The organism is Streptomyces sp. NBC_00457, assembly GCF_036014015.1.
In the GTDB taxonomy this organism is placed as follows: domain Bacteria; phylum Actinomycetota; class Actinomycetes; order Streptomycetales; family Streptomycetaceae; genus Streptomyces.
Window position 1 is genome coordinate 4,032,167 of sequence record NZ_CP107905.1, and the last position, 24,881, is coordinate 4,057,047.

22 protein-coding genes are annotated in these 24,881 nt (G+C 70.4%); 6 read left to right on the plus strand and 16 right to left on the minus strand.

Annotated features, from left to right (window positions below):
• Window positions 1–34 precede the first annotated feature (34 nt).
• Window positions 35–1,114, minus strand: coding sequence for a succinyl-diaminopimelate desuccinylase (gene dapE, locus OG828_RS18115; protein WP_328501705.1), 1,080 nt, complete (start codon window positions 1,112–1,114; stop codon window positions 35–37).
• Between the two features lie 84 nt (window positions 1,115–1,198).
• Here dapE and OG828_RS18120 point away from each other — a divergent pair, with 84 nt between their 5' ends.
• On the plus strand, window positions 1,199–2,188 hold the full coding sequence (locus OG828_RS18120; RefSeq protein WP_328501706.1) for a heavy metal transporter: 990 nt from the start codon (window positions 1,199–1,201) through the stop codon (window positions 2,186–2,188).
• A gap of 354 nt (window positions 2,189–2,542) precedes the next feature.
• The gene (locus OG828_RS18125) at window positions 2,543–2,992 is read left to right on the plus strand and encodes an ATP-binding protein (protein ID WP_210577201.1); all 450 of its coding nucleotides are present in this window, start codon (window positions 2,543–2,545) and stop codon (window positions 2,990–2,992) included.
• 188 nt (window positions 2,993–3,180) lie between these two features.
• Here OG828_RS18125 and OG828_RS18130 read toward each other — a convergent pair whose 3' ends face one another.
• Both OG828_RS18130 and fdxA read right to left on the minus strand, forming a co-directional pair.
• Window positions 3,181–4,323 (minus strand): bifunctional succinyldiaminopimelate transaminase/glutamate-prephenate aminotransferase, encoded by a 1,143-nt coding sequence (locus tag OG828_RS18130; protein ID WP_328438681.1) that lies wholly within the window; start codon window positions 4,321–4,323, stop codon window positions 3,181–3,183.
• A 107-nt stretch (window positions 4,324–4,430) separates the two neighbouring features.
• Complete coding sequence (fdxA, locus tag OG828_RS18135) at window positions 4,431–4,751, minus strand: ferredoxin (protein WP_003985062.1); 321 nt, start codon at window positions 4,749–4,751, stop codon at window positions 4,431–4,433.
• A gap of 140 nt (window positions 4,752–4,891) precedes the next feature.
• On the opposite strand from fdxA, the gene OG828_RS18140 reads away from it, so the two are divergent.
• On the plus strand, window positions 4,892–5,941 hold the full coding sequence (locus tag OG828_RS18140) for a GNAT family N-acetyltransferase (protein WP_328438682.1): 1,050 nt from the start codon (window positions 4,892–4,894) through the stop codon (window positions 5,939–5,941).
• 17 nt (window positions 5,942–5,958) lie between these two features.
• A complete protein-coding gene (locus tag OG828_RS18145; protein ID WP_328357471.1) occupies window positions 5,959–6,810 on the plus strand; it encodes a transglutaminase-like domain-containing protein in 852 nt (283 codons plus the stop codon).
• Between the two features lie 75 nt (window positions 6,811–6,885).
• On the opposite strand, the gene OG828_RS18150 is transcribed toward OG828_RS18145, so the two are convergent.
• The 8 genes from OG828_RS18150 to OG828_RS18185 form a co-directional block, all read right to left on the minus strand.
• Window positions 6,886–7,500 carry a response regulator transcription factor gene (locus tag OG828_RS18150; protein WP_328501707.1) on the minus strand — a complete coding sequence of 205 codons (615 nt, stop codon included), beginning with the start codon at window positions 7,498–7,500 and terminating at the stop codon, window positions 6,886–6,888.
• On the minus strand, window positions 7,497–8,687 hold the full coding sequence (locus OG828_RS18155) for a sensor histidine kinase (RefSeq protein ID WP_328501708.1): 1,191 nt from the start codon (window positions 8,685–8,687) through the stop codon (window positions 7,497–7,499). Before OG828_RS18155 ends, OG828_RS18150 begins: the two co-directional genes overlap by 4 nt.
• A complete protein-coding gene (locus tag OG828_RS18160) occupies window positions 8,684–9,424 on the minus strand; it encodes an ABC transporter permease (RefSeq protein ID WP_328501709.1) in 741 nt (246 codons plus the stop codon). The genes OG828_RS18155 and OG828_RS18160 overlap by 4 nt, the downstream gene beginning before the upstream one ends.
• Window positions 9,421–10,335 (minus strand): ABC transporter ATP-binding protein, encoded by a 915-nt coding sequence (locus OG828_RS18165; protein ID WP_328501710.1) that lies wholly within the window; start codon window positions 10,333–10,335, stop codon window positions 9,421–9,423. The genes OG828_RS18160 and OG828_RS18165 overlap by 4 nt, the downstream gene beginning before the upstream one ends.
• Window positions 10,336–10,430: 95 nt before the next feature.
• Entirely contained in the window at window positions 10,431–13,049 is a 2,619-nt protein-coding gene (locus OG828_RS18170) for a hypothetical protein (protein WP_328501711.1), read from the minus strand.
• 162 nt (window positions 13,050–13,211) lie between these two features.
• Window positions 13,212–13,628 (minus strand): DUF6113 family protein, encoded by a 417-nt coding sequence (locus tag OG828_RS18175; RefSeq protein WP_328357489.1) that lies wholly within the window; start codon window positions 13,626–13,628, stop codon window positions 13,212–13,214.
• Complete coding sequence (gene mshB / locus OG828_RS18180; protein ID WP_328501712.1) at window positions 13,625–14,473, minus strand: N-acetyl-1-D-myo-inositol-2-amino-2-deoxy-alpha-D-glucopyranoside deacetylase; 849 nt, start codon at window positions 14,471–14,473, stop codon at window positions 13,625–13,627. The genes OG828_RS18175 and mshB overlap by 4 nt, the downstream gene beginning before the upstream one ends.
• A gap of 23 nt (window positions 14,474–14,496) precedes the next feature.
• A complete protein-coding gene (locus OG828_RS18185; RefSeq protein WP_210577190.1) occupies window positions 14,497–14,691 on the minus strand; it encodes a hypothetical protein in 195 nt (64 codons plus the stop codon).
• Window positions 14,692–14,847: 156 nt separating this feature from the next.
• Between OG828_RS18185 and OG828_RS18190 the strand changes: the two genes are divergently transcribed.
• Window positions 14,848–16,965, plus strand: coding sequence for a S9 family peptidase (locus OG828_RS18190; protein WP_328501713.1), 2,118 nt, complete (start codon window positions 14,848–14,850; stop codon window positions 16,963–16,965).
• A 121-nt stretch (window positions 16,966–17,086) separates the two neighbouring features.
• On the opposite strand, the gene OG828_RS18195 is transcribed toward OG828_RS18190, so the two are convergent.
• The 5 genes from OG828_RS18195 to OG828_RS18215 form a co-directional block, all read right to left on the minus strand.
• Window positions 17,087–18,118, minus strand: a complete 1,032-nt coding sequence (locus OG828_RS18195) for an ABC transporter ATP-binding protein (protein WP_328501714.1) — start codon at window positions 18,116–18,118, stop codon at window positions 17,087–17,089.
• Entirely contained in the window at window positions 18,111–19,085 is a 975-nt protein-coding gene (locus OG828_RS18200; RefSeq protein ID WP_328501715.1) for an ABC transporter ATP-binding protein, read from the minus strand. The genes OG828_RS18195 and OG828_RS18200 overlap by 8 nt, the downstream gene beginning before the upstream one ends.
• A 159-nt stretch (window positions 19,086–19,244) precedes the next feature.
• Window positions 19,245–20,222: an ABC transporter permease gene (locus OG828_RS18205; RefSeq protein ID WP_328438693.1), complete on the minus strand. Its 978-nt coding sequence runs from the start codon at window positions 20,220–20,222 to the stop codon at window positions 19,245–19,247.
• The gene (locus tag OG828_RS18210; protein WP_210577185.1) at window positions 20,215–21,138 is read right to left on the minus strand and encodes an ABC transporter permease; all 924 of its coding nucleotides are present in this window, start codon (window positions 21,136–21,138) and stop codon (window positions 20,215–20,217) included. Before OG828_RS18210 ends, OG828_RS18205 begins: the two co-directional genes overlap by 8 nt.
• Window positions 21,139–21,144: 6 nt before the next feature.
• On the minus strand, window positions 21,145–22,776 hold the full coding sequence (locus tag OG828_RS18215) for a peptide ABC transporter substrate-binding protein (protein WP_328438696.1): 1,632 nt from the start codon (window positions 22,774–22,776) through the stop codon (window positions 21,145–21,147).
• 362 nt (window positions 22,777–23,138) lie between these two features.
• On the opposite strand from OG828_RS18215, the gene OG828_RS18220 reads away from it, so the two are divergent.
• A complete protein-coding gene (locus OG828_RS18220) occupies window positions 23,139–24,881 on the plus strand; it encodes an ABC transporter substrate-binding protein (RefSeq protein ID WP_328442352.1) in 1,743 nt (580 codons plus the stop codon).

Sequence of the window (24,881 nt, forward strand, 5' to 3'; positions counted from 1 at the left end):
ATCGGCATGTCCGCCGCCCGCATCCGCCGCGTCGTCACGCCGTCAGCCAGGCCTTCAGACGCTTCTCCCCCGCCAGGATCTTCGCCGTCTCCACGCGCTCGTCACGCTTGTGGGCCAAGTGCGGGTTGCCCGGGCCGTAGTTCACCGCGGGGACGCCCAGCGCGCTGAAACGGGAGACATCCGTCCAGCCGTACTTGGGCATCGGGGTGCCGCCGACCGCCTCGATGAAAGCCGCGGCCGCCGGGTGGGAGAGGCCGGGGAGGGCGCCGCCGCTGTGGTCGTCCACCACGAATTCGGTCACCCCGCAGTCCGCGAACACCTCGTGGACGTGGGCGATCGCCTCCTCCTCCGTACGGTCCGGTGCGTAGCGGAAATTGACGGTGACGACGCATTCGTCCGGAATGACGTTTCCGGCGACGCCGCCCGAGATGCCCACCGCGTTCAGGCCCTCGCGGTACTCCAGGCCGTCGATCACCGGGTAGCGCGGCTCGTAGGCCGCCAGCCGCGCCAGGATCGGGGCCGCCGCGTGGATCGCGTTCGAGCCCATCCAGCTGCGCGCGGAGTGGGAGCGCTCGCCGCTCGTCCTGAGCAGCATCCGCAGGGTGCCCTGGCAGCCGCCCTCGACCTGGCCGTCCGACGGCTCAAGCAGCACCGCGAAGTCGCCCTCCAGCCAATCGGGGCGCGCCTCGGCCACATGCTTGAGGCCGTTGAGCTCCGCCGCCACCTCTTCGTTGTCGTAGAAGACGAAGGTCAGGTCGCGGTTGGGCGCGGGGACGGTGGCCGCGATGCGCAGCTGGACCGCGACGCCCGACTTCATGTCACAGGTGCCGCAGCCCCACAGGACACCGTCCTCGTCGAGGCGCGACGGGACGTTCTCGGCGATCGGGACCGTGTCGATGTGGCCGGCGAGGATCACGCGCTCGGCGCGGCCCAGGTTCGTACGGGCGACGACGTTGTTGCCGTACCGCTCGACCGTCAGGTGCGGCAGGGCGCGCAGGGCGGTCTCGATCGCGTCGGCGAGGGGCTTCTCGGTGCCGCTCTCCGAGGGGAAGTCGACGAGCTGCGCGGTCAGCCGCGCGGCGTCCAACGTGAGGTCAAGCGGGGTATCGGCCATGGAGTCGACCCTAACGCGCCAGGCCTTCGGCCCACTTTTCCCACCGGACCCATACCCCCCAGTAACCTCAGCTACCTTGTAGGAATGCCAGCGCCATCCCCTACTCGACGACGCCGCGGCCGCCTCTTCCGTTTCGGGGCGGCCTTCGTGGTCCTGATGTCCCTCGCCGGTTATCTCGTGATGCAGTACATCACCGGCGGTACCGGCACACCGGGTTGCAGGGTGGTGTCGGACCAAGGCGACGGGACGGCGTACGAGTTCACGCCCGAGCAGGCGGTGAACGCGGCGACGATCACCGCCGTCGGCACCGCGCGCGGCGTGCCCGAGCGGGCGGTGGCGATCGCGCTGGCGACCGCGATCCAGGAGTCGGCGCTGCGCAACATCGACCACGGCGACCGGGACTCGCTCGGCCTGTTCCAGCAGCGGCCCTCGCAGGGCTGGGGCACGCAGAAGCAGATCATGGACCCGACGTACGCGGCGGACATCTTCTACGAGCATCTGCTCAAGGTCCCCGACTACACCCGCCTCCCGCTCACCGTGGCCGCGCAGCGCGTGCAGCGCAGCGGCTTTCCGGAGGCCTACGCCAAGCACGAGCCGGACGCCGTGCTGCTCGCCGCCGCTCTCACCGGACGCTCGGCGGCCACCCTGACCTGCGCGGGACGCCCGGGGGCCACCCCCGCGGAAGGGACCGAGGCGGTACGGTCCGCGTTCGCCCGGGACTTCGGCGGCGACGGGCTGGAGCCGGCCGGCGCGGTGGTGAGCGACGCGGCGGCGTCGACGCCCACGCCCTCCCCGAGCGTCGAGAGCAGCGGACGGACCCTGACACTGCCCGTGACCGACGACTCCGACGACGGCACCCGGCGCAGCCTGACGCAGCGCGGCTGGCAGCTGGCGCACTGGGCCGTGGCCAACGCCTCCGACCTGCATATCGAACGCGTCTCCTATGCCGGGCGGGTGTGGACCGCCGGGAACACGGACAGCCGGTGGCGGCCGGAGGCCGGCGCGGGCACCGCCGGTGCGGAGAAGGACACGGCGGACACGGCCGACTCGGTCCGAGTCGTGACCGCGCAGTAGTACGGCAGGTCACCCGCGGGAGTTATGCGCGGCACGCCCGGGCGACGGTGTGCTCAGGTTTTCGCGCCGTCACCCTCGTATCCGCCAAATCCCTTGAGGGCAAAGGGCTGTAAGGATTCGGCAGAGTTTTGAGCGGGGCACCCGTTTGCCCGTTTTTATCCGCAGCCGATAATGCGACGCATTGCCAACTCTTTACGTTGTCCCGCCGCAACCTTCGCGGGCTTCGAGCGGTAGTCACTGCGTCCGAGCCCGCTCGGTCAACCACCGCAGGCCGACGGCCAGTCGGTCGCGGAGGGGGATCAACTGCCGGGCAAAGTCGGACACTCCAACGTTCTCTCCCGTCAAAGGAGCATTATGTCCCTCCCCCTGACCCGCCGGATCGCCCGTACCGCGCTGCTCGTCGCAGCGGGAGCGGCAGCCGGGGTCGGTGCGGCCGGCTCCGCCAGCGCGGCCCCCGAACTGCCGGCCACCCCGAACCTCGGCGGGCTGACCGCCCTGGACGGGGCGAGCGTCGGCGACAGCGTGGACGGTGCGGCGCAGCACGTCACCGGGCTCGCGGGTGAAGCCGGCAGCAACGCGGTCAAGAACGCGGTGCCGGCCGCGGGCAAGACCGGCGGCAAGGCGGTCAAGAAGGCGACGCCGGCGGCGCAGAAGACCGCCGGGGACGCGGCCGGTTCTGCCGGGGCCCTTCTCGGTGACGCGACCGCCGCGGCGGCGGACAGTGGCGTGTCGACGGGGTCCCTCACGCAGGGTGGGCTGCCGGCTGCGCCGTCCGTGCCTGTGAAGGGTCTGCCGATCGGCTGACGGTTCACTGCGTGTCTTGTACGGCGACGGGGTCCAGGTTGCTTCCTGGGCCCCGTCGCTTTTGCGTGTCTACGTCGGCAAGGGCTGGGGCGTGTTCAGCCGGTGCCCGGCGCTGCAGGCTGTGCCCACCCGTTCCGCCCTGCGGAACGACTGCCCACAGCGGGAGCGACAGCGGTAGCGGGCAGCCGTCACGCCAGGCGTTCTGCCGCCGCCCGCACCCTTTCGTCCGTCGCTGTCAGAGCCACTCGTACGAAGTTTTTGCCTGCCTGGCCGTAGAAGTCGCCCGGTGCGACCAGGATGCCGCGGGTGGCGAGGTGGGCGAGGGTGTCCCAGCAGGACTCGTCTCTGGTGGCCCAGAGGTAGAGGCTGGCCTCGCTGTGTTCGATGCGGAAGCCGTGGGTGAGGAGGGCCGTGCGGAGGGACTCGCGGCGGGCGGCGTAGCGGTCGCGCTGGATGCGGACGTGCTCGTCGTCGGAGAGGGCGGCGATCACAGCGGCCTGGGTGGGCGCGGAGGTCATCATGCCGCCGTGCTTGCGGATCTCCAGGAGAGGGCCGAGGACCTCCGGGTCGCCGGCGAGGAAGGCCGCGCGGTAGCCCGCCAGGTTGGAGCGCTTGGAGAGGGAGTGGACGGCGACGATGCCCTCGTACCAACCGCCGTTCACGTCCGGGTGCAGGACCGAGACCGGGTCGGCCTCCCAGCCCAGCTCCAGGTAGCACTCGTCGGAGAAGAGCAGGATGCCGTGCTCGCGGGCCCAGGCGACGATCCGGGTCAGTTCGGCCTTGGACAGCACCTTGCCCGTCGGGTTGGAGGGCGAGTTGAGCCAGAGGAGCTTCAGGTTCGCCGGGTCCAGCGTCGTCGGGTCGTCGTACACCTCGTACTCCGCCCTCGCCAGGCGGGCGCCGACCTCGTACGTCGGGTACGCCAGGCGCGGGTAGGCGACCCGGTCGCCGGGGCCGAGGCCCAGCTGGGTCGGGAGCCAGGCGACCAGTTCCTTGGAGCCGACGATCGGCAGGACGTGGTGGTGGGTGACCTCGCGGGCGCCCAGCCGGCGCTCCACCCAGCCGGTGATCGCGTCGCGCAGCTCGGGCGTGCCCCAGACGGTCGGATAGCCCGGGGAGTCGGCCGCGGCGATCAGCGCTTTCTGGATCAGCTCGGGGACCGGGTCGACCGGGGTGCCGACCGACAGGTCGACGATGCCGTCCGGGTGGGCGGCGGCCGTCTTCTTGTACGGCGCCAGCTTGTCCCACGGGAAGTCAGGAAGGCGGTCGCGAAGCGACTCGTTGGAAGGGCGGTGGCGGGCGACGGGCGGGGGGTCGGAGACTGCGGACACGGTGCTCGGCTCACTTTCTTCGGTACGGCAAACGCCTCGGCCCCGTACGGCGATCAAGGCGATCAGGCCGTACGGGACCGAGGCGGCGCGAGTGACGCGGGCCGCTCTCAGCCGTTCTGCGGCGGCAGCGCGGCGATGAAGGGGTGATCGCGCTCGATCAGGCCCAGCTTGCTGGCGCCGCCGGGGGAGCCGAGCTCGTCGAAGAACTCGACGTTCGCCTTGTAGTAGTCCTTCCACTCCTCAGGAGTGTCGTCTTCGTAGAAGATCGCCTCGACCGGGCAGACCGGTTCACAGGCACCACAGTCGACGCATTCGTCCGGGTGGATGTACAAGGACCGGGAGCCCTCGTAGATGCAGTCGACCGGGCACTCCTCGATGCACGCCTTGTCCTTGACGTCGACACAAGGCTGCGCGATGACGTAGGTCACGCTGTCGTTCCTCCTCGATAGGGCGCTGGCGGGCCTCCTCAGGCTCCGCCGCCTGGCGCGCGGGAGCGCGGCGTCGTCGATGCCCGCACCTAGTATCTCCGTTCTTGGGCATGATCCGAACAGGAGGGGTGAACTGACCTGTGGAAATCTCCGCGGCCGGGCGCCTTGAGATCCGTATCACCACTGCTGACGTGGGCAAACGCGTATCGGTGCGGTGCTTGACCACACCCGGAAGCACACATGAGAAATTCACCGACACGGTGGGTGTTCTCACATCATGGGACACCGGTGAACTGGTGATCACGCGGCGGGACGGGCAGTCCGTCCGGATTCCGGAGTCCTCGCTGGTGGCGGGCAAGGTGGTGCCCTCCGCGCCCGCCCGCCGACGCGGTCCCGCCGCCTCGTACGAGGAGCTGGCCCGGGTCGCCGCCCGGGCCTGGCGGCCGGTGGAGAGCGAGCGGCTCGGCGAGTGGGAGCTGCGGGCCGCGTCCGGGTTCACCCGGCGGGCCAACTCCGTCCTGCCCCTCGGCGACCCCGGCCTCCCGCTCGACGAGGCGCTCACCGTCGTACGGCGGTGGTACGGCGATCGTGGGCTGCCCGCGTACATCCAGACCGCGACCGGGGCCGAGGGCACGCAGGAGCTGCTGTGCGCCGAGCTGGAGCGGCGCGGGTGGGTCCGGGAGGTGACGGCCGAGATGTGGATCGGCGGGCTTGCGCCGGTCGCCGACCGGGCGACGGGGGCCGGGGTCGTGCTGTCCAGGGCCGCCGATGCTCAGTGGCTGGGGCGTTATCAGCGCAAGGGCGTGAGTGAGGTGGCGCTGAAGGTGCTGGGAAGCGGGCCGTCGGTGTGGTTCGCGACGGTGCCCGGTGCGGGCGGGGCCGCGCCCGCCGCCATCGGGCGGTTGGTCGTGGACGGGCGGTGGGCCGGGTTCGCCGCCGTCGAGGTGGATCCCGAGCGGCGGCGGGAGGGGCTGGCCACCGAGGTCATGGCCGCCCTGGCCCGGCAGGCCCTCGACGAGGGCGCGTCGGCTGCGTGGCTGCAGGTCGAGGCGGACAATGAGGGGGCGCGGGCGTTGTACGGCGGGATGGGCTTCGGTGCGCATCACTCGTACCACCACTACCGCGAGCCGGCCTCGGACGAGGTCGCGACGGACGAGGCGAACGACACCGGCCGGTACGGATCGCCGTGAGAGGGCACGAGCCAGCTATGCGTCCCCCCTACCCTCCCCCGCCGGAACGGTCCGCCGAGCTGCGGCGGCGGTTCGCCGAAGAGGCACGTTCCGAACGGCCCGATCTGTCGACGCTGTGCCTGCTGGTCGGCGCGGAGGCGGACGGGGCGCTGGACGAGGCCGGGATCGACGCGGCGCAGATCGAGCTGGACGAGTTGGCGGGGCGGCTGCCGTTCCGGCCCGGGGGGCCGCGGGCATGGGCGGTGGCGTTGCGGGAGCTGCTCGGGGACCGGTGCGGGTTTCGCGGCTCCGCCGCGGACTATCGGCGCCTTGAGTCGTCGTTGCTGCATGAGGTGCTTCGGCGGCGGCGTGGGTTGCCGATTCTGCTGTCGGTGGTGTGGATGGAGGTGGCTCGGCGGGCGGGGGCGCATGTGTACGGCGTCGCGTTGCCGGGGCACTTCGTGGTCGGGGTGGGGGACGCGGAGGAGCAGGTGCTCGCCGATCCCTTTGACGGGGGGCGGGTGTTGAGCGGGGGTGATGTGGAGTTGATGGTCGCGGGGGCGACGGGGGCCGCGCTGCATCCGTCGATGTTGGCGCCGGCCGATCCGTTGGAGGTGGTGGTGCGGATCCTCAACAACGTGCGGGCCTGGGCTGCGGCTCGGCCTGAGCGGTCGGATGTGGCGTTGTGGGGGGTGGAGTTGTCGTTGCTGCTGCCTTCGCATCCGGCTCGGTTGCGGTATGAGCGGGCGCAGTTGCTGGTGCGGCGGGGGGAGTTTGTCCGGGGTGCGGCCGAGTTGGAGGCGTATGCGGAGGTGGTGGGGGCGGTTGATGAGGGGGCGGCTGTGAAGGTGCGGGGGCAGGCGCATGCGGCTCGGGCGATGTTGAACTGAGTGGGCGGGTGCGGGTGCGTGGGGGCTGGTCGCGCAGTTCCCCGCGCCCCTGAGGGCGCTGCACCTAGCCTGCGTTCATAGCCAGCCTTTCTCCCTTGCCAGCCTCGCCGCCTCCGCCCTGTTCCGTACCGCCAGTTTCTGGATCGCCGTCGACAGGTAGTTGCGGACCGTGCCCTGCGACAGATGCAAGGCTGCCGCCAGCTCCGCGTTCGTCGAGCCGTCCTCCGCCGCTCGCAGCACCTCTCGCTCGCGGTCCGTCAGGGGGTTCGCGCCCTCCGCCAGTGCCGCTGCCGCCAGGGTCGGGTCGATGACGCGCTCCCCCGCCAGTACCTTGCGGATCGCCTTCGCCAACTGGGCTGCCGGGGCGTCCTTGACGAGGAAGGCGTCGGCGCCGGACTCCATGGCGCTGCGGAGGTAGCCGGGGCGGCCGAAGGTGGTGAGGATGACCAGCTTCACGGTCGGCAGTTCCGTGTGCAGGAGCGCCGCCGCCTCGATGCCGGTCGCGCCCGGCATCTCGATGTCGAGGAGGGCCACGTCCACGTCGTGCTCGCGGGCCGCCGCCAGGACCTCGTCGCCGCGGGCCACCTGAGCGACGACCTCGATGTCGTCCTCCAGGCCGAGCAGGGCGGCAAGGGCCTCGCGGACCATCGACTGGTCCTCGGCGAGGAGGACCTTGATCGTGAGGCTCATGTCGCGGATCCTATGTGGGCCGAAGGCGCCACCGGGACACGGGCTGTGAGGCGGAAGCCGTGCCGGGTCCCACCCGCCTCCAGGGTGCCGCCGGCTTTCGTCAGGCGTTCCGTGAGGCCCGTCAGGCCGTGCCCGGGACCGCTTCCCTCACCGCCGGAGCCGTCGTCCTCGACGCGGAGTTCCAGTACGGGCCCGTCGAGAGTCTGGCGGCGCTGGAGTTCCACCGTGCAGCGGTGGGCGCCGCTGTGCCGTACGACGTTGGTGACCGCCTCGCGCAGGGCCCAGGCGACGGCGGTCTCGCTGTCCTCCGGGACGCCGGTGAGGTCGGTGAGGCCGGTGACGCCGGTGACGCCGGGGTCGGCGGGCGGCAGGTCGGCGGTGATTCCGGCGGTGGCCAACGCGACCTGGGCGCCTGCCAGTTCGGCGGAGAGGCGGGGGCGGCGGTAGCCCGACACCGCCTCGCGTACGTCGACGAGGGCCTGGCGGCTGACGTGTTCGATGTCGGCGACCTGCTGGGCCGCCTTGTCGGGGTGGGCGGGGAGCATGCGGCCGGCGAGTTCGCTTTTCAGCGTGATCAGCGACAGGGAGTGGCCCAGCAGGTCGTGCAGGTCGCGGGCGAGGCGCAGGCGTTCCTCGTTGGCGGCGAGTTGGGCGACCGTGGTGCGGGCCTCGCGCAACTCGATGCTCGTACGGACGAGTTCGCGGATGCCGGTCATGGAGAAGCCGCCGAGGAGGGCCGGGAAGAGCAGTCCGGCCAGGTAGGACGTGCCGCCCGGGACGGCGAGGGCGACGCCGGTCAGCAGCGCGGACACGGCCGGGATGGTCCAGCGGGCGAGGTGGAACGGGAGCGCCGCGCCGGACGAGATCGCGACGTACACGAACAGGACGAGCCACTCGCGGCCCAGGGTGAGGGAGAGGACGGTCGACTGGGTGGCCAGCACGGCCACCGAGCCGAGGACGACGCCGTTGGTCTCGCCGCGTCCGGTGCGGAAGATCAGGGCGAAGTACCAGGCGACGAAGGCGACCAGGCCGATCCAGCCGAGGACGCGGACGCCGTCGCTGTGGCCGCCGTGCAGCAGGTCGGAGACGGGCGCGCTCAGATAGGCGAGCCAGATGCCGATCCACAGCAGCTTGACGGCCTTCTGCCGGCGGTTCTGCGGGCGCTGCCCGATGCCGATGCCGCTCACGCCTTCAGCGTGTCCTTCCGGTACAGCCAGGCCGCACCGCCGGTGAACAGGGCGAAGAAGACGGCGAGGACGGCGATGTCCTCGGCGTGCGGCGCCTGGCTCTGCTCGATCGCCTGCCCCAGGGCAGCGTACGCGTGCGTGGGCGCCCACTTGGCGATGTCCTGCAGCCAGTCCGGGAAGGTCGTCGTCGGCATCCACAGACCGCCGAGGATGGACAGCCCGAAGTACGTGATCATCGTGATCGGGCGGACCGCGTCCCCGCTCGCGAGATAGCCGATGGCCACGCCGAGCGCCGCGAAGACGAGGCTGCCGGCCCAGATCGCGCCGGTCAGAGCGAGCCACTGCCAGGCGTCCAGCCGTACGCCCTTCACCACAGCGGCGACCACGAAGACGATCACGATCGACGGCAGGCTCACCACGGCCGCGCTCGCCGTCTTCGCCAGGACATAGCCGCGGCCCGGCAACGGCGTCAGCCGCAACTGCCGTACCCAGCCGCTCTCCCGTTCCTTGGCGATGCGCTCGCTGTTGCCCATCAGGACGGCGGTGAGAGCGCCGAAGGAGGCCATGGAGACCATCATGTACGTCGGGAGCGTCAGGCCCGTCCCGTCGATCTTCGTGGTGCTGTCGGCGCTGCCCGCGATGAGCAGGAAGAGGACCGACGGGTAGAGCACCGAGAAGAACAGGAACTTGCGGTTGCGCAGGGCGCGGGTCAGCTCCAGCCGGATGAGATCGTTCATGAGATACGGGCCTCCTCGGCCTCGGTGATGGCCACGAACGCCTGCTCCAGGCCGAGTCCGGCGACTTCGAGGTTGCGGGGGTAGGCGCCGAGGCCGTAGAGGGCGTGGACGGTGGCGTCGGCGTCGGCGGACTGGATGCGGACGGTGTGGCCGGACACGTCGAGACGTGTGATGAAGGGCAGCGCCCGCAGTGCGGCCTCGTCGAGGGTGCCGTCGGAGAGGTCGAAGGAGATCCTCCGTGCTCCCGCCTTCGCCTTGATCTCGGCCGCCGTGCCGTCGGCCAGCAGCCGGCCCCGGTGCAGCACCAGCACCCGGTCGGCGATGGCGTCGGCCTCTTCCAGGTAGTGCGTGGCGAAGAGCACGGTCCGCCCCTGGTCGGCCTGCTCGCGCATGGTCGCCCAGAAGGCCTGGCGGGTGGTGACGTCCATGCCGGTGGTCGGCTCGTCCAGGACGATCAGGTCGCTGTCGCCGGCGGTCGCGAGGGCGAAGCGGACGCGCTGGGCCTGGCCGCCGGAGAGTTTGTTGACCTTGCGGTCGGCGATCTGCGCGATCCCGGCGCGGGCGAGGACGTCGTTCGCCGGGTACGGCTTCGGGTGCAGCGCGCAGGCCAGCCGCACCAGCTCCGCGACCGTGACCTCGTCCATCAGCCCGCCGCTCTGCAGCATCGCCCCCACCCGCCCGGCGACGATGGCCTCACGCGGCAGCGTCCCGAACACCCGGACCGTGCCGCTGTCGGGCTGCTTGAGGCCGAGCAGCAGATCGAGCGTCGTCGACTTACCGGCTCCGTTGGGCCCCAGCAGCGCCACGGTCTCCCCCGGGCGCAGGGTAAGGCTCAGTCCGTCCACGGCCCGTACGGTGCCGTATACCTTGCTCACCTGGTCGAATGCGACCACCGAGGCTGTCGTAGTCATACGGCCATGGTGGCTTCGGGCGTGCGGACCTGGGCAGTGTCGGCCGTCCGGAGTGCCGCATGACGGATGTCATGTCAGGCGGCACTCCCGGCGGGTCAGCTCGGGTTCGTCTCGATGGTGACGTCCCGGTCGGTCTTGCTCAGCAGGGCCTGGCGCAGGGCGCTGTAGACGTCCTGGGGCGTGACGGGCGTCTTCTCGCCGGTGCCCCGGGTGATCAGCACGCCGTCGAAGGTCTGGCCGTAGAGCTCCTGGAGCGCGTTCAGGTCGGGGCTGTCGACGAGCTTGCCGTCCACGGCCTTCACCCGGAGGAACTTCCAGAGGGAGTTCTGCGGGCTGAACTCGATGAAGCGGGCGGCGTCCGTCCGCACGATGACGTTGGCCGACATCGCGGGCGTGGCGAAGGCCTTCATCTCACGGTCGACCTCGGCGTTCGACACCGTCGGCTGCTGGGTCGTGGTCGGCAGCTCGACCGGAGTGGCCTTGCCCGTCTCCACCTGGTCGCGGTACGCCTCCTCGACCGCGTCGGTCGACTGGCCGACGGCGATGCCCTTGCCCGCCTTGCCGTAGACGGGGACGGCCTTGCCGGACTCGAACTTGATCGTGCCCTCGGTCACCGAGCCGGCGCCGCCCGCGGCGTCCTCCAGGGCCGCCTTCAGCTTCTCCTCGTCGACCGGCATGACCGGGTCGACGACGCGGTGGTTGCCGAAGAGCGAGCCGATGACGGAGACCGGGTTGTAGTCGCTCCCGGCGGCCGCGCGGACGGTGGCCTGCTCGTCGAACTGGAGGCCTGCCTGGTCCGGCTTGAGCGACACGGTCTTGCCGTCGACGGACAGCTTGAGCGCCTGGTTCGTACGGTCGCCGAAGGCGTCGTCGAGCTTCTTGACGGCGTCGTCGCGCGTGCCGCCGCCGATCTCGACGCCGAGCACGGAGGTGCCCTTGGGTACGTCCGAGTGGTTCATCAGCAGGCCGGCGCCGTAGGCGACACCGGCGACGACGAACACGCCGACGCCGACCAGGGCCAACTTGTTGCGGCCCTTCTTCTTCCTGGGCGCCGCCGCGGGCGCGGCCTTCTTCTCGTCCGGCTCGGGCAGCTTCGGGGGCGTGTGCGGCAGCGGCCCGTCGGGGTGCGTGCCGGGCGCGAACGGGGAGTTCGCGGCGCCGGGCGGCACCACGGGGATGCCGCTGGTGACGGTGTGTCCGGAGACGTTGTCCGGGGCGGGGTAGCCCTGCGGACCCGGCTCGGGAACGTGCTTCTGCGGGGTGAGGATCGCCGTGTCGTCACTCAGACCGCCGCCGGGCCCGAGCCCGCCGGGGCCGGAACCCGGAGCGCCGATGCCGGCCTGGGGGACGCCGTGAGGGGGCGTACCGGGACCGCCGGGGCCAGCGTGGCCGCCGCCGGGACCGCCAGGACCACCGAGGCCGCCGGAACCAGGGCCGCCAGGACCACCGGGACCGCCAGAACCGCCGGGACCGCCGGGGCCGTTGAACACGCCCGGAGGACCGGACGCGCCGCCCGGGCCGCCGTACCCACCGGACGCATTGCCCGCGCCGCCCCGACCGCCGCGCCCGTCGCCCGGGCCGCCGAAGTCGCCGCCCCGGCCGCCCGGAGCGCCGAAGTCACGTCCTGAGCCGCCCGGCGCTCCACCGAAGCCGTCCGGACCGTTGCCGGGACCCCCACCGAATCCGTCGGGACCGTTGCCGGGCCCGCCACCGAAGCCGTCCGGGCCACCGCCCGGTCCGACGCCGATCGGCGGCACCATCGGGCCGTCGCCGGTTACCGGACCGCCGGTCGGGCCCGCGGGGCCCTGGGGTCCGCCGGAGCCGCCACGGCCGCCCGGTCCGTTGAAGCCGCTCGGCCCGCCGGGACCCGCGGGGCCGGCCTGACCGTTCTGGGCGCCGTAGCCGCCCGAACCGCCTTGGCCGGTGCGGTCGTTCTCCGAGAAGTACGGCAGGTCGTCGCGGGTCGGTTCGCCGTCGCCCGCACCCGGACGCGCCCCGTTGCCCCGCGGCCCGGCCGCCAGCGCCTCGGTCACGTCGAAGGAACCGGTGCCGCCGCCGTGGCCGGGGGCGACGGGTCCACCGGTGGCGCCGGGCAGCCCGGCGCCGTTCGTGGAGCCGGGCCGGGACCCGCCCGGCACGCCCATGGAGCCGACCACACCACCGGGCCGACCGGTACCGGCACCGCCCGGACGGGGGCCGCCGGGAGCGCCCGTACGACCGGGAGCGCCCGCACCCGCACCGCCACCGGACGCACCCGCGCCCGAACCACCGGACGGTGCGCCTCCGTTGGAGGAAGGGCCGCTTGGTCCGCCCTTGCCCTTGGAGGTCGGGCGTGGCGCGAACCAGTCGCTCGTCTTCTCCTCGGCGCCCGGCTGGGGGGCCGTGGGCTCGGCGGAAGCCTCGACGGTGCCCGTGCCCATCGACGTGGCGGAACCGGGCCCCGGCGCGGGGGCGTCGGTGTCGTCCGCGGTGCCGGAGTCCGCGACGGGTGTGCGCACGACGACCGGCGGAATGGGCCGTGACCCGGGGATGTTGATCCGCACCCGGGTCGTCAGCGTGGTCTCGGTCTTGCGTTCCTCCGGCTGCGTGGCCGCGCGGCCCGTGTCCGGACCGTCGCCGGAGACCGCGGGGGTCCCGTACGGCGGCGTGCCCGAGGGGTAGGCGGCTCCGCGCCCGTTGGGCCCGGAGGACGGACTGTCAGTTTCACGACTCAAGGCAGGTTCTCCCGGTTGGCTCCGCCGCCCGTTTCGACCTCAACACAGTTCGGGCGGCTCGGCGGCGGCCACCACCATACTGGCCACTTCCGGCCCGTATCCCACGACCGCCTCGGAAACCCACACGGGACCAACACGAGCAAGAAACGGCGAAGTGTTACGTCATTTCCCAAGTCGGGCGGGGCCTCCGCCCGGTTGCCGCCCCGGGCCAAGGGTGGCGCAGATCACAGCTACAGCCATACCGCCGAGCAGGAAGAGATAGGAGCCGCCTTCTGCGGCGAACACGAAGTCGCCCTCGGGACGGCTGGCGGTGAGCAGGATGACGGCGAGCATCCAGCCGCCGGCCGGCGCGACGGCCCCGCCTCTGCTGCGCGCGGCGAGCGCCCCGCCGAGACAGGCCCCGGCCTCACCGGCGAGCGCGAGCAGCAGCCCGCCCGGCATCCACGCGGACTGCACCAGCGCCCCGGCCACGCCGACGACCGCGCCGAGCACGAAGAGGCCCAGATAGGCGGCGGCCCGCACGGCGGACGGGCGGTGCAGGGGCTGGGCGAGCATCGAGGTCCGGTCGGCCGAGCTCATGACGCCTCCTCGATTCCGGCGAACAGGTCGGTCTCTCCCGGAACGGCGGGTTCCCCCTGGACCAGTTGGTAGTACTCCGTGGTGAAGAGGGGCTGCGCGAGTTCGTTGGAGAGCGCGAAGTAGGGCTCGGCCACGTCGATCTGCGTGGCGTGCGCGCGCATCGCGGCGGCCTTGGCGGCAGCGTACGGGGTGCCGTCGATCGCGGTGGTGACCTCAGTCTCGTCCACCACACCCGGTACGTCGTCGACGGCGGCCGACTTGTCGAAGGGCAGGCCGGGCAGGTCGTCCTGGAGCCGGGCGAAGGCGGCCTCGGCGACGGGGCGCGGCACGCGGTTCCAGTAGACCTTCCGGATGCCGAGGCCGGTCTGCTCGGCGGCACGCATGGCCACCCGGTGGGCCTGGATGTGATCGGGGTGTCCGTAGCCGCCGTCGGAGTCGTAGGTGACGAGGACCTGGGGCCGTACCTCGCGGATCACCTCGACGAGATGGGCGGCGGCCTCGTCGACGTCGGCCTGCCAGAAGCAGGCGGGGTCGTCGTTGTCGGCCAGGCCCATCATCCCGGAGTCGCGGTAGCGGCCGGGGCCGCCGAGGAGACGGAAGTCCTCGACGCCGAGCTCGCCCATGGCGGCGGCGAGCTCGCGCTGCCGGTACTCACCGAGGGCGGTGCCGGTCAGGTGGCGCAGTTCGGGTGGGATGACCTCGCCGAGTTCACCGAGGGTGCAGGTGACCAGAGTCACCCGCGCGCCCTCGGCGGCGTACTTGGCCATGGTCGCGCCGTTGTTGATCGACTCGTCGTCCGGGTGCGCGTGCACCAGCAGCAGACGTCGAGCGGGCAGGTCCGTCATGGCACCCACCCTAAAGGTGTGGATCAGAACTTGATGCTGCTGATCATCCCGGCAAGGTTCGTCGTCAGCTCGTCGATGGTGGGAGCGACGGTCGAGGAGGCGAGATAGAAGCCCAGCAGCACGCAGACGACCGCGTGTCCCGCCTTGAGGCCTGATTTCTTGACCAGCAGGAAGACGATGATCGCCAGCAGCACCACCGCCGAGATCGAGAGTGCCACGGCGGCTCACCTCCAGTCAGAGCAGGGCACCTTGTAAATCCATACGACAGCCAGCAGGTTCATACCCACGCGACGCCAGTGATCATAACTATCGACGCATGCGCATCCGTCGGCGCACGGCCGCACAAGGGGGCGCATGGCCAATATGGTCGGGGCATGACGACAGAGCCCGACTCCTTCCCCCGACGGCACGCCCGCACCCAGCGATTCACGCTCGGCGCGCCGCGTTCGTTCACCGTGGCGCCCGACGGTTCCCGTGTCGTGTTCCTGCGCTCGGGTTCCGGTACAGACCGGGCGAATTCACTCTGGGTGCTGGACCTGCCGGACGCCGGGGAGCGCGTGGCGGCCGAGCCGCGCGCCCTGCTCGGCGGCACGTCGGAGAACCTGTCGCCCGAGGAACGCGCGCGCCGTGAGCGCAGCCGCGAGTCCGGCGCCGGCATCGTCGGCTACGCCACCGACACGGCCGTCGAGTTGGCCTCTTTCACGTTGTCAGGGCGGCTTTTCACGGCCGAGCTGCGGGCCGGCACAGCACGCGAACTCCCCGTCCCGGGCCCGGTGATCGACCCGCGCCCCGCCCCCGACGGACGGCATATCGCCTACGTCGTCCGGGGCGCCCTGCGGGTCGTGGGGGCCGAGGGCGAAGGTGACCGCGCGCTCGCGGAGCCGGAATCGGAGCAAGTGACGTACGGACTGGCCGAGTTCATCGCGGCCGAGGAGATGGGCCGGTCACGGGGCTTCTGGTGGGCGCCGGAGGCTGACCGCCTGCTGGTCGCGCGCGCGGACGACACGCCGGTGCGGCGCTGGTGGATCTCCGACCCGGCCCATCCGGAACGTGACCCGAACCACGTCGCGTATCCGGTGGCGGGCAGCGCCAACGCGGAGGTCCGGCTGTTCGTGATCGGCCTCGACGGGACGCGCACGGAGGTCGTCTGGGACCGGGCGCGCTACCCGTATCTGGCGCATGTGCACTGGTCAGCGGCGGGTGCACCGCTGCTGCTCGTCCAGGCCCGGGACCAGCGCAGCCAGCTCTTCCTGGCCGTGGACCCGGACACCGGGGCGACCCGTATGGTGCACGCGGACGAAGATCCAACATGGCTTGAACTTTTCCCCGGTGTGCCCTGCTGGAGCCCTTCCGGACAGCTCGTGCGGATCGCCGACGAGGGCGGCGCCCGGGTCCTCGGGGTCGGTGAACGCCCGCTGACGGGACCGCAGTTGCACCTGCGCGCCGTGCTCGACGTCTCCGACGACGACGTGCTGGTCTCGGCGTCGGCGGGCGAGGACGCGGCCGTCCCGGAGACCGGCGAAGTGCACGTCTACCGGGTCAACGAACTCGGCATGGAGCGCGTCTCCCAGGAGCCCGGCGTGCACTCGGCCGTGCGCTCCGGGGGCGTGACAGTCCTCGTGTCGGCGGTGCCGGACAAACCGGGCGCCCAGGTGCAGGTGCTGCGGGACGGGAAGAGGGCGGCGATCATCCCCTCGTACGCCGAAGATCCCGGAATGTCGCCGCGCATGACCCTCACCCAAGGGGGCGCACGGCGCATCCCGTGCGCCGTGCTGTTGCCTCAGGACCACCAAGGGGATGCCCCTCTTCCGGTTTTGCTGGATCCGTACGGCGGTCCGCACGGGCCCCGCGTGGTAGCCGCGCACAACGCGCACCTCACCTCGCAGTGGTTCGCCGACCAGGGCTTCGCGGTGGTCGTCGCCGACGGCCGTGGCACCCCCGGCCGCTCCCCTGCCTGGGAGAAGGCCATCCACCACGACCTCACCGTCTCCCTCGACGACCAGATCGAGGCGTTGCACGACCTCGCGAAGAGCCACCCGCTGGACCTGACCCGGGTGGCGATCCGCGGCTGGTCCTACGGCGGCTGGCTTGCCGGGCTCGCGGTGCTGCGCCGCCCGGACGTCTTCCACGCGGGCATCGCGGGCGCCCCGGTCACCGACTGGCGGCTGTACGACACGCACTACACGGAGCGGTACCTGGGCGACCCGGCCACGCACCCGGAGTCGTACGCGAAGAGTTCCCTGGTGACGGACGACGGTCTGTCCGCACCCGCCGAGCCGCACCGCCCGCTGATGATCGTGCACGGCCTGGCCGACGACAACGTGGTCGTCGCCCACGCCCTCCGCCTCTCCTCGGCCCTGCTGTCCGCCGGCCGCCCGCACGAGGTGCTGCCGCTGTCAGGAGTCACACACATGACCCCGCAGGAACAGGTCGCCGAGAATCTGCTGCTGCTTCAGGTGGACTTCCTGAAGCGCTCGCTGGGCCTGCGCTGAGACGGCAACGGGCCGGGGTTACATGGCGAACCCCGGCCCGTTTACGGCACCCGCACGGCCGTACGTTGTAGAGACTGACGCGTCCGTATATCGGAAACGGGTCAGCCGAGTTGCCTCTTTGTTACTCCGCGTTCTCGGCCGGTACGACCTGCTTCTCTTCGGCGAAGTGGCACGCGGAGTCGTGCGCCGCCGGGCCCGCCGTGAACTCCGGGGGCACCGCGAGCGGCGGCACCTCCAGTTCGCAGCGCTCCCGTGCCTTCCAGCAGCGGGTGCGGAAGCGGCAGCCGGAGGGGATGTTCGTCGGGGACGGGACATCGCCGGCGAGGATGATCCGCTCCCGGTGCTTGCGCGCCTCGGGGTCCGGGACGGGCACCGCGGAGAGCAGCGCCTGGGTGTAGGGGTGCGTCGGATGGTCGTAGATCTCGGCGTCCCGTCCGGTCTCCACGATCCGCCCGAGGTACATCACCCCGACCCGGTCCGAGATGTGCCGGACGATCGACAGGTCGTGCGCGATGAAGATGTAGGAGAGGTCGAACTCGTCCTGCAAGCGCTCCATCAGGTTGATCACCTGCGCCTGGACGGACACGTCCAGCGCCGATACCGGCTCGTCGGCGACGATCACCTCGGGTCGCAGCGCCAATCCGCGTGCGATACCAATGCGTTGGCGCTGGCCGCCGGAGAACTGGTGCGGGTAGCGGTTGATGTACTCGGGGTTGAGACCGACGACGTCCAGCAGATCCTGGACGCGCCGGCGCCGGTCGCCCTTCGGGGCCACCTCGGGGTGGATGTCGTACGGCTCTCCGATGATGTCGCCGACCGTCATCCGCGGGTTGAGGGAGGTGTACGGGTCCTGGAACACCATCTGGATGTTGCGGCGGACGGTCTTGAGGGCCTTGCCCGACAGCTTGGTGATGTCCTCGCCCTTGTACTTGATCGACCCGGACGTCGGTCTCTCCAGGTTGACCAGCATCTTGGCGACCGTCGACTTGCCGCAGCCGGACTCGCCGACGATGCCGAGGGTTTCGCCGCGGGTGAGTTCGAAGTCCACGCCGTCCACGGCTTTGACGGCGCCGACCTGCTTCTTGAAGAGGATGCCCTGGGTGAGCGGGTAGTGCTTGACGAGCCCGCGCACTTCCAGGATCGGCTCAGCCATGCAGACACTCCCTCCAGAAGTGGCAGGCGCTGCCCCGGTCTTCGGAGACCTCGTACAGCGGGGGCTCGTCCGTGCGGCACACGTCCTGGGCCAGGGGGCAGCGGGGGTGGAAGGCGCAGCCCGGCGGGATGTTCATGAGGTTCGGCGGCAGGCCCTTGATGGCGTAGAGCTCCTGGCCCTTCTGGTCCAGGCGCGGGATGGAGTCGAGCAGGCCGCGGGTGTACGGGTGGGCGGGCGCCTTGTAGATGTCGTGGACCGGCGCCGACTCGACGATCCGGCCCGCGTACATCACCGCGATGCGGTCGGCGACGTCGGCGACCACGCCGAGGTCGTGCGTGATCAGGATGAGCCCCATGTTGTACTCGCGCTGCAACTCGGCGAGCAGATCCATGACCTGGGCCTGGACGGTGACGTCGAGGGCAGTGGTCGGTTCGTCGGCGATGATCAGCGCGGGCTCCAGGGCGAGCGCCATCGCGATCATGATGCGCTGGCGCATACCGCCGGAGAACTGGTGGGGGTAGTCGCGGACGCGCTGGCCGGCGCCGGGGATACGGACCCGGTCCATCAGCTCGATCGACTTGGCCCGCGCGTCCTTGCGCGACATGCCCCGGTGGACGACGAACATCTCGCCGAGCTGGTCACCCACGGAGAGCACGGGGTTCAACGACGACAGCGCGTCCTGGAAGATCATCGCCATCTCGGCGCCGCGGACCTTCCGCCGCGCTTCTTCCTTCAGCGTGAGCAGGTCCCTGCCCTGGAAAAGAACCTCACCGCCGGTGATCCGCCCCGGCGGCATGTCGAGGATCCCCATGATCGTCTGCGCGGTCACGGACTTCCCGGACCCGGACTCCCCGAGCACGGCCAGCGTCTCACCCGCGTCCACGCCGTAGCTGACCCCGTTGACCGCCTTGGCGATCCCGTCCCGCGTCCTGAACTCCACGTGCAGATCCCGCACTTCGAGCAGCATGGCGGCGTCACCTCGGCTTCGCGTCTGGGCGGTCTGGACAAGGTCGGGTGCGCAACGGCGCCCCGTAGGGGCGCGGGGCTGTGTTGAATCTGCGGCTACCGCCGCGTGGGCGCGACCAGCCCCCACCGGCCCGCAGAGCACCCTGCGCCATCACCCGCGTCACCTCAGCTTCGGATCAAGCGCATCCCGTACCGCGTCGCCGAGCATGATGAACGCGAGGACGGTGAGGGCGAGGGCGCCGGAGGGCCACAGGAGGGCGTGGGGGGCGTTGCGGATGTACGGGGACGCGGCGGAGATGTCGATGCCCCAGCTGACCGTGGGCGGCTTCAGGCCTACGCCCAGGTACGACAGGGTCGCCTCCAGCGCGATGTACGTGCCGAGCGCGATGGTCGCGACGACGATGACCGGTGCCACGGCGTTGGGCGTGATGTGGCGGAGGAGAAGGCGGGAGTTGGAGGCGCCGAGGGCGCGGGCCGCCTGGACGTAGTCGTTCTGCTTGGCGGTGATGACGGAGCCGCGGGCGATGCGGGAGATCTGCGGCCAGCCGAGCAGCACCATGAACCCGATGACCGGCCAGATGGTGCTGCTGGTGACCACCGACAGCAGCACCAGGCCGCCCAGCACGACCGGGATCGCGAAGAAGATGTCGGTGATCCGGGACAGGAACGAGTCCGAGAGCCCGCCGAAGAACCCGGCCAGCCCGCCCAGGACCGAGCCGAGGAGCGCGACCCCGAGCGTGGCGCAGACGCCGACCGAGACGGACGTACGGGCGCCGTAGACGACACGGGTGTAGACGTTGCAGCCCTGGCCGTCGTAGCCGAAGGGCGCGCCGGGCTGGGAGCCCTCCTGGGCCTTGGCGAGGTCGCACTTGAGCGGACTGCCGGACGCGATCAGGGACGGCCAGATCGAGATGACGACCAGGAAGAGGATCACCAGCCCGGAGATGATGAAGACGGGGTTGCCGCGCAGGTCGCGCCAGGCGTCGGACCAGAGGGAGCGGGGTTTGCCCTGAGGGCCGGTGCCTTCCGGGCCCCCAGGGGTCTTCTCCAGGGTCTCCGCCTCGCTTGCCGCCAGGTCCATCGCGCCTCCCGCGCCGGTGCCTGCGATGACGCCCTCGGGCTCCTTCGGTTCAGGCATAGCGGATCCTCGGGTCGAGTACGGCGTACAGCAGGTCCACGAGCAGGTTGGCCACCAGGAAGACCAGGACGAGGACGGTCACGAAGCCGACGACGGTCTGGGTGTTCTGGCGGAGGATGCCCTGGTAGAGCTGGTAGCCGACGCCATGGATGTTGAAGATCCGCTCGGTGACGATCGCGCCGCCCATCAGCGCGCCGATGTCGGTGCCGATGAAGGTGACGACGGGGATGAGCGAGTTGCGCAGCAGGTGCTTCGTGATGACGCGGCGCCGGGGCAGGCCCTTGGCGATCGCCGTACGGACGTAGTCGGACCGCTTGTTCTCCGCGATGGAGGTGCGGGTCAGCCGGGTGACGTACGCGAGGGAGACCGAGGCGAGGACCAGGCCGGGCACGATCAGCTCGCCGAAGGTGGCGTCCGTGGAGACCGACGGCTTGATCCAGCCCCACTCGACGCCGAGGAGCAGTTGGAGCAGCAGACCGGTGACGAAGGTGGGGACGGAGATCACGACGAGGGTGACCAGGAGGACGGACGTGTCGATCGGGCGGCCGCGGCGCAGACCCGTCACCACGCCCAGGGTGATGCCGATGACGATCTCGAAGAGGATGGCGACGACCGTCAGGCGGATGGTCACCGGGAACGCCGACGCCATCAGCTCGGTGACGGGCTGGCCGTTGAAGGCGGTGCCGAAGTCGCCGGTGAACACATTGCCCATGTACGTCAGGTACTGCTGCACGACCGGCTTATCGAGACCGAACTCCTTCCGCAGCTGGGCCGCTGTCGCCGGGTCGCACTGCCGGTCGCCGCACAGGCCCGCGATGGGGTCGCCCATCACGTTCACCATCAGGAAGATCAGCAGCGTGGCCCCGATGAAGACCGGGATCATCTGGAGCAGCCGCCGGGCGACGTACCGTCCCACGGCGGGTCAGCTGACCTTGATCTCGTTGTAGACGGGGACGCTGAACGGATTGAGCTTCACGTCCGACAGCCGCTCGGAGAAGCCCGCGCTGCCGTTCTGGTACCAGAGCGGAATGGCGGCCATGTTGTCCCGTACGACTTCCTCGGCGTCCTGGAAGAGTCCGACGGCCTTGGCGGTGTCGGTCTCGGCGTTGGCCTGGTCGACGAGCTTGTCGAACTCCTTGTTGGACCACTTGCCGTCGTTGGAGGAGGCGTTGGTGTAGTAGAGCGGCTGGAGGAAGTTCTGGATGAGCGGGTAGTCCATCTGCCAGCCCGCCCGGAACGGGCCGCTCATCTTCAGGTCGGTGATCTGGCTGCGGAAGTCGGCGAAGGTGCCGACCGGGTTGCCGACGCAGGCCCGGTCGTTGCCGAGGGCGTTGTTGATGGAGTTGCAGACGGCGTCGACCCACTGCTTGTGGGAGCCGGTGTCCGCGTTGTACGTGATCTTGACCTGCCCGCCGGGAAGCCCGCCGCCCTCCTCGATGAGCTTCTTCGCCTCGGCGGCGTCGTACTCGCAGGCGTCGCCGCACAGGCCTTCCTTGAAGCCGCCGTCCTCGCCGAGGACCGGTGAGGTCCAGTCGGTGGCCGGTGTGCGGGTCTTCTGGAAGATGGTGTCGGTGATCTGGTCCCGGTCGATGGCCCGGGACAGGCCCGTGCGGACCTTCTCCATCCCGGGCTTGTTCCAGTTCTTGTCATAGAACGGGAAGGCGAGGGTCTGGATGATGCCGGCGGGCGTATTGAGGTAGCGGTCGCCGAGGTCGGCCTTGACGTTCTTCAGCTGGGACGCCGGAACGTCGTCGACGAGGTCGAGGTTGCCGGCCATCAGGTCGGTGTAGGCGGTGTTGTTGTCGGTGTAGACCTTGAGGTCGACGCCGCCGTTCTGCGCCTTGTCGGTGCCGGGATAGGCGTCCCAGGCCCGCAGCGACATCTGCGAGCCCTTGGTGTACGAGTCGATGCTGTACGGGCCGTTGCCGACCGGCTTGCTCAGCCAGGCGTCGTGGTCGTCGAAGAACGCCTGCGGAAGCGGGGCGAAGGCGGGGTAGCCGAGGGTGTCCGGGAAGGTCGAGAACTTCTGGCTGAGCTTGACGGTGAAGGTCTTGTCGTCGACGACCTTCAGGCCGGAGAGGGTGTCCGCGGACTGCTTGCTGCCGTCCTCCGGGTGCGTCTTGTCGTAGCCCTCGATATAGCCGAAGAAGTACGCGTTCTTCTGGTTGTTCTTCAGGCTGGCGCCGTAGTTCCAGGCGTCGACGAAGGACTTCGCGGTGACCTTCTCGCCGTTGCTGAAGGTCCAGCCGTCCTTGATGGTGATGGTGAAGTTCTGCGAGTCGGTGGTCTCGATCTTCTCGGCGAGCATGTCGTTCGCCTCGCCGGTCTCGGGGTCGTAGCGCTTCAGTCCCCGGAAGATCATGTCGAGGACCTTGCCGCCCTGCACCTCGTTGGTGTTGGCGGGCTCCAGCGGGTTCTGCGGGTCGCCCCAGGAGGAGGAGAGCACCGCGCCGGTGTCGCTGCCGCCGCCGCTGTCCTCACCTCCGCAGGCCGTCGCCGCGAGCGCTGCCGCCGCCGCGCATGCGGCCCACTTGGCGTGCGTGGCTCTGCGCATGGAGTGCCTCCCGGTGCGGGTCCGAGTGAAGATCCGTTCGTTATCGGCCAATATCGGGCCGAAATCGATCACTCGCACGTCGGCGCCACCCGTCCGGGTGCGGACCGGCCCGAACAGGCCGTCAGCCCCTCACCAGGGACGCTTCACCGGTCTGGACCTCTGAGGGTATCTGTCGTATCAACTTGTTATTTCCGCAGGCCACCAGGGGTGCAGGCGCCATTGACGGCCCCGGAGCGGCGCTGATAGACACCGGAAAACTGTCCGCCGGTGCGAGCGATGACGCGAGGTCAGGTTCCATGCAGCTGAAGACACATGTCAGACTCCGGACCCGCATTCTCCTGGTGGTCGCCGCACTCCTCACGATGTCGGCGGTCCTGGTCCCCCGGCCCGCCACCGCCGCGGACGACAAGAAGGTCCTCACCGTCGCCGTCTCGCAGAGCGTGGACTCGCTGAGCCCCTTCCTGGCGAGCCGTCTGCTCAGCACCAGCATCCACCGGCTGATGTACGAGTACCTCACCAACTACGACCCCAAGGACGCCCACGCGATCCCGGGTCTCGCCACCAAGTGGACACCGTCCGCGGACAAGCTCACCTGGACGTACACGATCCGCTCCGGCACCAAGTGGTCGGACGGCAAGCCGGTCACGGCCGAGGACGCGGCCTGGACGTTCAACAAGATGATGACCGACGAGAACGCCGCGACCGCGAACGGCAGTTTCGTCTCCAACTTCAAGAAGGTGACGGCCACCAGCCCCACCCAGCTCGTCATAGAGCTGAACAAGCCGCAGGCCACGATGGCCGCCCTCGATGTGCCGATCGTGCCCAAGCACATCTGGGAAAAGGTCAAGGACTTCTCCAAGTTCAACAACGACAAGGACTTCCCCGTCGTCGGCAACGGCCCGTACGTCCTCACCGGCTACAAGGCCGACAGCTATGTACGCCTGGAGCCCAACAAGAGCTTCTGGCGCGGCGCCCCGAAGTTCGACGAGCTGCTCTTCAAGTACTACAAGGACGGTGACGCGGCCGTCGCGGCCCTGCAGAAGGGCGAGGTGTCCTTCGTCGCCGACCTCACCCCCGCTCAGGCGTCCGCGCTCGAGGGCCAGCAGAACATCAAGGTCAACGACGCGCCCGGCCGCCGCTTCTACGCCCTCGCCACCAACCCGGGCGCCCGCGCCGCCAACGGCGAGAAGTTCGGCAACGGCGACCCCTCCCTGCTGGACCAGCGGGTACGGCACGCGCTGTTCATGGCGGTCGACCGTACGACCATCATCGACAAGGTCTTCCAGGGCCACGCCGTGATGGGCGACGGCTACATCCCGCCGCGCTTCTCGACGTACCACTGGAAGCCGTCGGCCGACCAGGAGATCGGCTACGACCCCGCCAAGGCGGCTCAGCTCCTCGACCAGGCGGGCTACAAGAAGAACGGCGACGGCAAGCGGGTCGGCAAGGACGGAAAGCCGATCACCTACCGCGTCCTGTGCCATGCCACCGACCCCGAGGACAAGGCCGTCGGCCAGTACCTCAAGGAGTGGTGGGCCGACCTCGGCATCGGCATCACGCTCGACTGCCTGGACAACGTGAGCGACCCCTGGCTCGCCGGCGAGTACGACCTCGCCTTCGACGGCTGGTCCGTCAACCCCGACCCGGACTTCGTGCTGTCGATCCACACCTGCGGCGCCCTGCCCGCGACCCCGGACGACGTGGGCGCGACCGACAACTTCATCTGCGACAAGCCCTACGACAAGCTCTACGCCCAGCAGCTCGCCGAGTACGACCCGGCCAAACGGGCCGGCCTCGTCAAGCAGATGGAGTCGCGGCTGTACGACCTCGGGTACATGAACGTCATGGCGTACCCGAACGCGGTCGAGGCGTACCGCACGGACCAGATCGAGTCGATCACCACCATGCCGGAGAAGGCGGGCAACATCTTCGGCCAGGACGGCTACTGGAGCTGGTGGTCGGCGGTACCGGCCGCGTCCGGTTCCGACGACTCGTCGAGCTCGACGGGCGTGGTCGTGGGCATCGCGGCCGGAGCCGTGGTCCTCGTGGCTGCGGGCGTGTTCTTCGGGCTGCGGCGGCGGGCCACCGCCGACGACCGTGAGTAG